Here is a 10,550-nt window from a genome sequence, read left to right on the forward strand (position 1 = left end):
GCGCGATGCCGCTGTCCGAAGAAGCCGCCGCGTTTGCCGATGCCCATCGAGTGGCGCGTCTCGCCACTGCCGATGCTACCGGTGCGCCTCACGTCATCCCGTTCTGCTATGCGCGCGACAACGATCGTTTCTACTTCGTCATCGACGACAAGCCGAAGCGTGGCGCACCGCTGCAGCTGAAGCGGATGCGCAACCTCGCGATCAATCCAAAGGTGGCGTTCGTCATCGATGACTACGATGACGATTGGCAGCGGCTGGCGTATCTGTTGGTTCGTGGTCACGCCATCGTGGTCGACGTGGGTGAAGAGTATGACCGCATCCTGGCGGCGTTACGCGTCCGCTATCCGCAGTACCGCGCTATGCCGCTGGCATTCGCCACCCATCCGATGGTGCGCATCACCGTGCAGGACGCGCACTTGTGGCGGTCGCGGGCCAGCGTTGTGTCGCGCAAGTCTAGCGCGGCTACAACTTGAGCACGTCCGCCATCTCGTCGGGAGTGAAGCGGATGCCGACGTAGAACTGGCCGAACTGGCCGTAGATCGCGCTACCTGGATCGAAGCGCATTTCGTAAACGACATCGCGCAGGCTCTTGAGGTCGCGGGCGAACAGGGTGACGCCCCATTCCCAATCGTCGAGGCCGGTGCTGCTGCTGATGAGCTGAGTGACACGATCCGCGAAGCGCCGTCCGGTTGTCGCGTGGCCGCCCATGTAGCGCTTGCGATCGGCGAACTCGAGCGTGTACCAGTTGCGCGCCTCGTCGCGCGCTTTACTCATTGGGTAGAAACAGACCATCGGAAAGTTGTCCGGTAACCGCGGGTGTACGCGCGCCTCGGCATACGCCGCCATGCGCTTGCTAAACGCCTTCATGCCCGCGGCGAACTCGGGCGAAGCTGGATCCATTTTCTGTTCTTCGACGAGTTGGCGCTCCCAATCGGCTGGACCCGACATGTATTCGCTGACCTCCGAGATCGAGAGGAACGAATACACCGGTACGAGACAGGCGCCGAGGGTCGTCGCGGCGATCTCCTGACCCAGCCGCTGCACGCGGCGCGGGTCCGGATGCACCGCCATGAAGTTCACATCCGACTTCGCGATGCCGGCGATCGGTATGAGCTGTAACCCTTCCTCTCCCAGCGCGCTGCCGAGCCAGGTCTGGAACTGAGCGATGGCCGTCGCGCGGGCTGCTTGTGGCAGTCCTTGCCAGCGCGCACGATCGATGCGGTAGAAGAGATGCAGGACGGCCCAGCCGATTGTGTCGGGCGTCGGCGTCTCCGCGGAGTGCGCCTGGTCAGCCATGAGAATCTCCTTCGCGCGTCAGCCTAGCGCAGCGCGGCGCCGGCAACCAGCTAGCGTCGGTGGCCGCGCCCGGCGCAAGCCGGGAACTCTACTGGACGTGTTGCCGCAGGAACTCGCCGATGCGTTCGATGGCTTGCTGGCCCTCGGGCAGCAGCGGCGCGAAGGCTTGCCACACGTGAATCATGTCTTCCCACGGTTCAAGTGTCACTTGAACTCCGGCTTTGCGCGCGCGCTCGGCGATCCGGGTCGAATCGTCGAGCAGCGTTTCCGCGGTGCCGACCTGAATCAGCAGCGGCGGCAGGCCGCTGAGGTTGGCGTACAGCGGCGACGCGGTCGGTGTACGTGGGTTCTGGCCGGCGAGATAGGCGGCGGCCATCTTCAGCAAGCCATCGCGCTGGACCATGGGATCGACCGCAGCCTTGGACGTCATCGACTCGCCGATGCCCTCGAGATCGACCCACGGAGAAAGGCAGACACCCGCCGCGGGTAACGCCACACCGGCGTCGCGCAGCGCGACCAGCGTGGCGACGGTGAGGCCGCCGCCGGCGGAATCGCCGGCGATCGCGAGACTCGACGGCTTCGTCCCGTTGGTGAGCAGCCAGCGATACGCGGCGGCGGCATCTTCGACTGCGGCCGGGTGCGGGTGCTCAGGTCCCATTCGGTAGTCAATGACCAGGACTCGTGCGCGCGCTGCCCGCGACAGCCGCGACGCGAGTTCCTTGTGCGTGTTGATCGAGCCGACCACGTAGCCGCCGCCGTGCAGATACAGAATCACGCGGTCGCGCTCGGCGCCCGGCGCGCTGATCCATGCTGCTGACACGCCGCCCGCGCTGACATCTTCGCGCGTGATGTCGGCCGCCAGCGGCATGGCGCCCGCCATCGCTTCCATGCCCGCGCGCATTTGATCAATCGACGCCTCACGATCGAACGGGTTCGCTCGCATCATGTCGATGACCATCTGCAACTCTTGGCTCGCCATATGAATGCCTCCGGGTGTAGTTGTCAGCTCATAGGTGACATGCTGCGATCGCGCAAGTTCGTCACTTCGGAGTGTACTTGATCAGCACCCGCGAGCCGTCCTTGAATCCATCGCGGAACTTCTGTTCGAACTTCGGCCAGCCGTCGGGATACTTCTTCGCGTAGGTCTCGAACATCTTCTCGTACACCGTCGGATCTTTCACGAACTCGCCGGTGGCCTCGAAGCTCGGGCCGCCGAGCGAGCCGACGGCGATCTTCGCCGTGCGGCGCCCCGCTTTGATCCGCTTGGCGCGCCACGTGGTTGACGGCGTGCCGACCCAGACCGCGTCTTGGTAGTAAAAGAACCAGATCTCTGCCGGCTTGCTGAAGCCCCCGCCCTTGCGCTCGCTGGCGATGTAGACGTACTTGCTCGCTACAAGCTGGTCCTTCAGGGTCGAGGGCAACTCGCCTCCGGAACTGACGCCAATCCCTGTGCTCGCCACGGCGACCGTGAGCGCGACCAACTTCAACACATCTCGTCGATCCATGTATCACCTCCGATGCATGCCGTACGCGAATCTGTCGCTAGCGTGATGCATCACTGGGGACTCTTGCGCAAGAGGAAATCAGCGACGTTGCGTGCGACGACCGCGTAGCCGGCCGCCGTTGGATGTTGGTCGGGGAGAAACATGTCCGGCGTCGGATTGGTGAGGGTGATCGCGTTGTCGATCAGCGTCAGATGCCGCTCCTCCACCGCGGCGCGGATCGTCTCGTTGATCTCGCCGTAGAGTTGCTCCTTCGACAGATATGTCATGACCACGAAGCGGACGCCGCGCGCCTGGCAGACCGCGTTCATCCAATCCAGATCCTCGATGAGCTGCATCTTGGAACGACGTCGTTCCGCAAAGTTCTTCTGCTGCAAATGAGAGCCAATGGCGATCGCGTGATCGTCCAGATGGAGAATCGCGGTTCCCACCGCGTCGTGTGTTTCGAATTCAGGTTGCAGCGCCAGCGTTGAAGCCTGCCAGCCGCGCACCACGAAGCGATACACTTGATAGAGCCGACTCGCTTGCTTGAGCGCGCGGACGAACCGAGCGTACATGGGCTGACCGGCTTCAACCGGTTCTTCCGGATCACGGAGCAGGTTGTTTACTCCAACCATGGCAATGACCACGTCGGGCTCGAAGGTATCGAGCAACTCATTCAGACGCTGACCGAAACTGCCCGACGGAGCGCCGGGAACACCGAGATTGAAGATTTCGAAGCGATCGGGACCAACCGCCTCAGTCAGGAGCGTCCGAACTTGAGCCGGGTACGTCTGCTGCGGATCGGTCCAGATACCAAACGTGTTGGAGTCGCCGATGCACGCAATCCGCGTGCGTCCGCTAATGCGTGGCCCGGCGAACTCGAGGCGCGTTCCAGTCCACTGGCGGTACGCGTAGGCGCCCAGCTGCAGCGCCGCCTCGGTCACGAGCAAGCCAAAGATGAGACCGAAGGCGATCAGCGCCAGTCGCTGGAACACGAAGGTCAGGCGCCGATTCGGCATCGATTGGCAGGGGTACCAAGTGCATCGCGGCGACGCAACGCGTCGTGGCTACGCTGATGCCAGCCGCGCCGCGCGGGCGGCCCGTACAAACAACACCGCCGCGAGTCCGTTGCCGAGCACGACCAGCATCAACGAGTAGCGAATCGATTCGGGGTGGCCGAAGAGGTCGTTGAGAATGCCGACTGTCTGCGGCCCGGCGCCGAGGCCGATGAGATTGACGATGAATAAGAACACCGAGGCGGCCACCGCGCGCATCTCCGGCACCACCATCTCTTGCACAAGCGATGCGCTCGGCCCCAGCCACATGGCGTTGCATAGGCCCGCCGGCACCGCGAGCGCCAACGCCACGCTGGCGTCGGACTGTAGGAGCACCAACCAGTTCAATGGAGCGCCGAGCGCGGCGCCGAATGCGGCGACGTAGAAGCGTGCGCGCGGATTGCGGCGCTGCAAGCGATCGGCCGACCAGCCCCCGAGAAACGAGCCGCAGGCGCCGCTGCTGGCGGTGATCAGCGCGAGATACACGCCGAGCTGCGCGGGCTTCATGTGATGCACGCGAATGTAGAACACCGCGATCCAGTTGCCGAGGCCGTAGCTTCCAAAAGCTTGAAAGGCGCCGGCGAACGACAGCAACCAGAACGCGCGCAGACCGCGCAACGCGCCCAGCACCTCGCCGAGTCGCGGCGCGGTACCCGCGTGCGACACGCGGTCGTATGCGCCGCGAATGGGTTCGCGAATGGTGAGGCGCACGAGCACGGCTAGCGCACAGCCGGGCAGGCCGACGACGAGAAACGCGGCACGCCAACCGAGCGCGTCGTTAACCCAGCCTCCCAACCAGAAGCCGATGCCGACGCCGATGTAAATGCCGGCGCTGTAGATCGACAGCGCGGTGGCGCGACGATGCGGCGGGAAGTAGTCCGAGAGCAGCGAGTGCGCTGCCGGCGTGCAGCTCGCCTCGCCGATACCGACGCCGATGCGCGCGAGCGCAAGTTCGGTGAAGCTGCGCGCCGAGCCGCACAGCGCTGTCATGCCGCTCCACACGGCCAGGCCCAGCGCGATCAACGAGCGGCGCACCCAGACGTCGCCCAGTCGCGCCAGCGGAATGCCCATCGTGGTGTAGAACGCGGCGAACGCGAAGCCCGACAGAAATCCGAGCGCGGTGTCAGAGATGTGCAGGTCGTCTTTGATCGGTTGGAGCAGGATCGCCAGGATCTGGCGATCGATGAAGTTGAAGATGTACACCAGCACCAAGACGGCGAGGACGTAGCTGCTGTAACGCGAGTTCGACTCAGCCAGCGGCGGGATCGGCTCGGAGAGCGCAGGCAGTGCCATCGCGCCTCGATAGCCCGCCACGCCGCCGCTTGTCGAGCGTTGCTCCCACTTTGGTCACTCACTCCCCCATGCTACGTTTCCGGAGGGCGACGCATGCGTCGCCCCTACATAGGAACGGGAGTGGGTCGCATCGTTTGACGCGGAACGCTGGCAACTGCACGGGGCGGGAGAATAGATGGCGGACGCGATCGGGTTGAAGATCAATGAGCCGAAGTTTTGGGATGCCAGTGATCTGCGCGGTGAAGTCGACCGGATCTTCGACGTCTGTCATAGCTGTCGCTTGTGTTTCAAATTCTGCGGCAGCTTCCCCACGCTTTTTGATCTCATAGACAACAAGACTGAGCAGCGGCGCAGCGAACACTTGGCGGCGCACCCCGAGCTGATCGAACAAGCCAACCGCAAGCGAGCGCTGGCCGCGACTGCGGCGCCGCGTGAACACCACGAAGAGCGTGCCGAAGCCTTCGGCGACGAGTTGCCCGAGTTGCAGGCGCGCGCGGCGGACTTGAGCACGGCCGAGGTCGATCGTGTGGTCGATCTGTGTTTCCAATGCAAGCTCTGTTACCCGAACTGTCCGTACACGCCGCCGCACGACTTTGCGCTCGACTTCCCGCGCCTGTTGCTGCGCTGGAAGGCGCACCGCGTGCGCCGCGACGGCGTGCCACTGACGACGAAGCTGATTCGCAACACGCGCCTGATCGGCAAGCTCGGCAGTGTGCAGCCGGCGTTGTCGAATTGGGTGATGGGCAATCGGTTGAATCGGGCGGCGATGGAGAAGACCGTCGACATCCATCGAGATAAATTGCTGCCGACGTTTCACGCCGAAACGTTCCCGCGCTGGTGGAGTCGGCGTGGCCCGGCGCGCGTCGAGACTCCGCAGCCGCTCAAAGACGGCATCGAACAGCCAACGCCGCTCAAGGTCGCGCTCTTCTCCACGTGCTTGGTCGACTACCACGCACCAGAGACCGGCAAAGCGACGGTGGAGGTGCTGGAGCACAACGGTGTCGAGGTCGTGTTTCCGCCGGGACAGATCTGTTGTGGCATGCCGTTCCTCGACGGTGGCGATGTCGACGCGACGGCGCAGCACGCGCGGCACAACGTAGCCGAGCTGCGGCAGTGGACCGAGCGTGGCTACGAGGTGGTGATCCCATCGCCGAGTTGCAGCCTGATGGTGCGCGAAGAGTATCCGCAGCTATTCGCAGGCGAGGCGAGTACGGCGGTCGCGGCGCACAGCCACGACTTGGCGGAGTACATCTTCCGCATCGCGCGCGAGGGGCGGCTCAAGCGCGACTTCACGCGGCGGCTCGGCAAGATCAAGTACCACGTTCCATGTCACATCCGCGTGCAGAACATCGGCCTGCGCGGCCGCGACATTCTCAAACTCATCGCCGATGAAGTCGACGCGGTACAAGAGTGCTCGGGCCACGACGGGACGTGGAGTATGCGCACGGAGCACTTCAAGGATTCGCTGCGCTGGGGTCAGAAGCTGTTCAACGGCATGAAGCCGGAGGTCGGCGAGTCGTGCTCCGGAGCGTGCAGCGACTGCGGCCTCGCCGCGCTGCACATCAAGCAGGGCACGGGACAGCAGGCGGTGCACCCGGTCGTGGCCCTCGCGTTCGCTTACGGCTTCGATGTCGGCGAAGCGGCGAAGTTGCTGACAGCGAAGCAGGCGGAGTGACTTGGAAGCCTCGCGGTACGATGAGTTCTTCGATAGCGTAAACCGATGCCGGCAATCTCGATATTCTTCGGAATCGTAATCAAGATGTTCTACAACGAACACGAGCCGGTGCATTTTCACGCCGAGTACCAGGGCCAACGCGGCAAGTTCGACCTCGCCGGTCGGATGGTGGTTGGCAATATCGAGTCCAAGACGGCGCTGCGCCTGATCAGACAGTGGGCGAGAGAACGTGAGGCGGGGATCCGCACCAATTGGCAGCGCATGAAGGCCGGCAAGCCGCTCGAAACAATTGCGCCATTGCGGTAGAGGAGGCGTCATGGACAGACTTCCGTTTGTCGTCAAGGCGGAATATCGAGGTGGTTACCGGATTCAGGTGACCTTCGATGACCATTCCGAGAAGACTATCGATTTTCGACGCTGGCTGAAGGGGCCGGTCTTTCAGCCGCTGAAGAACCGCAACTACTTTCGGCGCTTCTTCCTCGACGGCTGGACGATAGCCTGGCCGAACGGTGCCGACATCGCACCCGAGGCATTGTACGAGTGCGTCGAGGTCAGCACCGAGCGTGGAGCGGCGTAACTTCCGCATCGTCAACGATTCGCTGCGCAGCTGTTCAAGGGCATGAAGGGGGAAGTCGGCGAGTCGTAAGTTCGCCTACGGCTTCGATGTCGGCGAAGCGGAGAAGTTGCTGACAGCGAAGCAGGCGGAGTGAGTTGCGCTTCGTGGCGACTCTGTCTTCGTGGTCTAGCAGCCCGTTGAAAGAAGTGCGGCGCCCTTCGAGACGGCGCTTCGCGCCTCCTCAGGGTGAGCGGAAAAATGTTGTGGTAGAAGGGAAGCGCCGCTCGTGCTGAGGAGCGCCGACAGGCGCGTCTCGAAGCATGCGGAGTTGCTCAACGGACTGCTAAGCGGTGAAATATTGTCACAATACGATTAAGTCGAAGGGAATCGAGTCATGACGAGACTCGCCGCACCCCTAGTCGTTGCGATCGTCTGCAGCCTGTGCGCGGCGTTTTCAGGCTTCGCTTCCGAAGGCTCGGACGCCTCCGCTCCGGCGTTCACTCCTTGCTTCACGCCGATCCCCACAGCCGCCTCCATGACGACCGCCAGCGCGTCCACGGAGCCGAAGCCTGAGTGTCCGCCGACCAGCAACGCCGATGACGCGAACGCTGCGACGACTGTTGCCGGAGCCGTGTCGGCGAATGACATTCCCGTGGCTCACACCCCGCCGGGCGGTTATGGAGACAAGTTCCCCAAGCCGGTCCTTGCCAGGTGTACCGAGCCGATCGTGAAGGGCGCGCCCGACCTGCGCGGGCTTTGGAGGACGCTGCGAGCCGAGTGGACAGACGAGACTTCCTCCAAGCGTTCCTCTCGGTTGTTTTCGATCGCACGGTTTCTCTTCTGGAGGACGCTCGGCGTCGAGCGGGTCCGCAAGCCCGTGCCAGCGGGTCACCCCATCTACGTCTACGTGGAGCGCATCGAGCAGTGTGGCAACCGAATCGTTGACATCGGCGGCGGGACGATCGCCGACGCGCGTGTCGACGGCACCGAGGAGAACGGCGTCCACGATGTGTCCGCATTCGACTTCAAAACCCCGATCAACGTGGTCGCCACGTATGAGATCGGGGTGTTCGTGTTGCGACCGCCGCGCGTCCCCGTTGAGATCACGCGCAAACTCGACGCCGCCGGCCACATGATGTGGCATCGTCCCGACCTCGGCGACCTCATGGTGACGCTCGAACGTATCGGCGGTCCCTGCGACATCCCGCCCGGCACACAATGGATACGCTGAACTGCGGTGGGGCACTTGGTGGCGCGCGCCTTCGCCTACGGCTTCGATGTGTCGAAGCGGAGAAGTTGCTGACGGCGAAGAATGCGGAGTGACCGCGTCGAGTGTCATGGCCTCCAATCAACCCGCCAAGCGTGCATCGTGGGACTTTCAGTGAAGCGCCCCCGCGGGCTTTCGCTTGATCGTTGTCGGTTTAGCCGCAGGGTTGCGGGTGCGCCCTTACTAATCCTTCTCCTCAGCGGTTGTTGGGAGACGCAGCCGGTATCGCTGATCACGTCGGATCACGCTTGTCAGAGCCGATGCGACCAACAAGCGGGTGAGTGTCTGCCGTCGTGCCCCACATGGCGAGCGGGCGAGAGAATGCCGCTTCGATACGCACGCTGTCACGACCGCTGCGTGAGACTTCACATTCGATGCATCGAAGAATGCCCAGGTGCTCAATGGGTCACTCCAAGACCTTTTGAGAGATACTTCGGCCCGTGGCCCACGACGACGCCGTCGGACGGCAAGAGATGAAGCAAGGAGAATGTCCGCAAGGTTGGTTTGAGGAGAGAGCTTGCCGCGTCTCGCCCACAAAGCTCAGCCGGAATTCCAAGCACTCCGACGATCATGCTATGAGTCAGGCAAGTAAGTCGGCATCGAAGGACGAAATGCGATCCGAGTATGACATTCGCAGCGGTGTTCGCGGCAAGTACTACGAGCGTTGCCTCGCCGGAACGAACGTCATCCTGCTTGAGCAAGACATGGCCGAAGTGTTTCGCGACTCGGAGTCGGTGAACCACGCGTTGCGACTTCTGGTCGGCGTCGCACAAGCAAGTGTTTCATCGGAGCGCTATCGCCCAACGAGACGTTCCACCCGACCGCAGCCACTATCCGGTTCGGATAGAGCAAAGCGTACGTCCGGCTGCGGCGATTGCCTGAGCCGATAGCCTGCACGCGGTCATGAAGCGGTATCGAGTCCTGCAATTCGACTACGACACTAGGGCCACCGTCCTCTCCCTGAAGATCGAAGAGGATTGGGAGCCAAAGGTGAGGCAACTTCAAGAGCGCAACAGGGAGGTGATCAAAGCGGGGCTGGTTCAGCAGTACGGCGAGCTGGATGCTGATGCGAAGATCGAGAACTTTGTTGCTCTCGGTGCAAAGCCTCTCTCCGTTCTGGCGTTTCACAACAAGTTTGCCGAACAGGTTCGGAGCGCCTTCGTTGTGGGTGGGTACTATCCCGCCCTGACGGGATCGTGCAGCCTCGGGGAACGGATACTCAACCACTTGGTTCGCACGCTGCGGCAGGACTTTTCATCGAGCACAGAGTTCAAAAAAGTGGCGAGCAAGGATTCTTTCGATAATTGGAATGTCGCCATTGACGTTCTCCAAGCTTGGAACGTGTTACTCCCCGATGTGGTGGCGAACTTCCGAGATCTGTGGAAGCTGCGCTGGCGGGCTGTTCATTTCGACCCGGCCACCGATCACAATGATCGCGCGTTGGCCCTCGATGCTATCAAGCTTCTTGGCGTGATCATCGAAGCGCAGTTTGGAGTCTGGGGGAGCCAGCCCTGGCTGTTGCTCCTTCCTGGCGAGAGCTACATCGCCAAGGATGCGGAACCGAACCCATTCGTCAGGCACGTGTACCTACCCAATTGTTGCCTCGTCGGGCCGCGTCACACGTTAGCCTTGCACGACCACCAGTTCATCGTACAGGATGAGTTTCTGTATGAAAACCGAGAGATCGCGGACGATGAATTTCGCGTGCTTCGAGGAGAACTCAAGCGGGGATAACATGCGTGCGTGGCGATGCGCAGGAAGACGCGGGCGGCGGATGCCTGAGCCGTTGAGGCTGTAGAAAAACTGCGCGGGTCGGTGTAAATCAAGGGTCAGCGAGCATCTGGGGGATGTTCGGACGGCTGAGGTGATGGGGAGGGGCGGATGGCGCGGTACAAGCCGTACAATCTGAAGCAGGCCAAGATGA

General features: G+C 62.6%; 11 protein-coding genes. 6 read left to right on the plus strand and 5 right to left on the minus strand.

From position 1 onward, the window contains the following. Nucleotides 1–5: 5 nt before the first annotated feature. Complete coding sequence (locus tag HYR72_16575) at nt 6–473, plus strand: TIGR03668 family PPOX class F420-dependent oxidoreductase (protein ID MBI1816595.1); 468 nt, start codon at nt 6–8, stop codon at nt 471–473. Here HYR72_16575 and HYR72_16580 read toward each other — a convergent pair. From HYR72_16580 to HYR72_16600, 5 genes are all read right to left on the minus strand, one after another. After that, on the minus strand, nt 463–1,296 hold the full coding sequence (locus tag HYR72_16580; GenBank protein ID MBI1816596.1) for a chlorite dismutase family protein: 834 nt from the start codon (nt 1,294–1,296) through the stop codon (nt 463–465). The two genes, HYR72_16575 and HYR72_16580, sit on opposite strands and share 11 nt — an antisense overlap. 88 nt (nt 1,297–1,384) lie before the next feature. Continuing rightward, on the minus strand, nt 1,385–2,275 hold the full coding sequence (locus tag HYR72_16585; GenBank protein MBI1816597.1) for an alpha/beta hydrolase: 891 nt from the start codon (nt 2,273–2,275) through the stop codon (nt 1,385–1,387). Between the two features lie 61 nt (nt 2,276–2,336). Then, nucleotides 2,337–2,801: a twin-arginine translocation signal domain-containing protein gene (locus tag HYR72_16590; protein MBI1816598.1), complete on the minus strand. Its 465-nt coding sequence runs from the start codon at nt 2,799–2,801 to the stop codon at nt 2,337–2,339. Between the two features lie 50 nt (nt 2,802–2,851). Beyond that, nucleotides 2,852–3,799, minus strand: a complete 948-nt coding sequence (locus HYR72_16595) for an SGNH/GDSL hydrolase family protein (GenBank protein MBI1816599.1) — start codon at nt 3,797–3,799, stop codon at nt 2,852–2,854. Nucleotides 3,800–3,847: 48 nt separating this feature from the next. Continuing rightward, entirely contained in the window at nt 3,848–5,128 is a 1,281-nt protein-coding gene (locus HYR72_16600; GenBank protein MBI1816600.1) for an MFS transporter, read from the minus strand. A gap of 175 nt (nt 5,129–5,303) precedes the next feature. Here HYR72_16600 and HYR72_16605 point away from each other — a divergent pair, with 175 nt between their 5' ends. From HYR72_16605 to HYR72_16625, 5 genes are all read left to right on the plus strand, one after another. Then, nucleotides 5,304–6,803: a hypothetical protein gene (locus HYR72_16605; protein MBI1816601.1), complete on the plus strand. Its 1,500-nt coding sequence runs from the start codon at nt 5,304–5,306 to the stop codon at nt 6,801–6,803. Nucleotides 6,804–6,848: 45 nt separating this feature from the next. Next, a complete protein-coding gene (locus tag HYR72_16610; GenBank protein ID MBI1816602.1) occupies nt 6,849–7,109 on the plus strand; it encodes a DUF4160 domain-containing protein in 261 nt (86 codons plus the stop codon). Between the two features lie 10 nt (nt 7,110–7,119). Further along, on the plus strand, nt 7,120–7,380 hold the full coding sequence (locus HYR72_16615) for a DUF2442 domain-containing protein (GenBank protein MBI1816603.1): 261 nt from the start codon (nt 7,120–7,122) through the stop codon (nt 7,378–7,380). 373 nt (nt 7,381–7,753) lie between these two features. Next, nucleotides 7,754–8,590 carry a hypothetical protein gene (locus HYR72_16620; protein ID MBI1816604.1) on the plus strand — a complete coding sequence of 279 codons (837 nt, stop codon included), beginning with the start codon at nt 7,754–7,756 and terminating at the stop codon, nt 8,588–8,590. Between the two features lie 939 nt (nt 8,591–9,529). Next, nucleotides 9,530–10,360: a hypothetical protein gene (locus HYR72_16625; GenBank protein ID MBI1816605.1), complete on the plus strand. Its 831-nt coding sequence runs from the start codon at nt 9,530–9,532 to the stop codon at nt 10,358–10,360. The last annotated feature ends 190 nt before the right edge of the window (nt 10,361–10,550 follow it).

This window comes from Deltaproteobacteria bacterium (assembly GCA_016178705.1).
Classification (GTDB): domain Bacteria; phylum Desulfobacterota; class Binatia; order HRBIN30; family JACQVA1; genus JACOST01.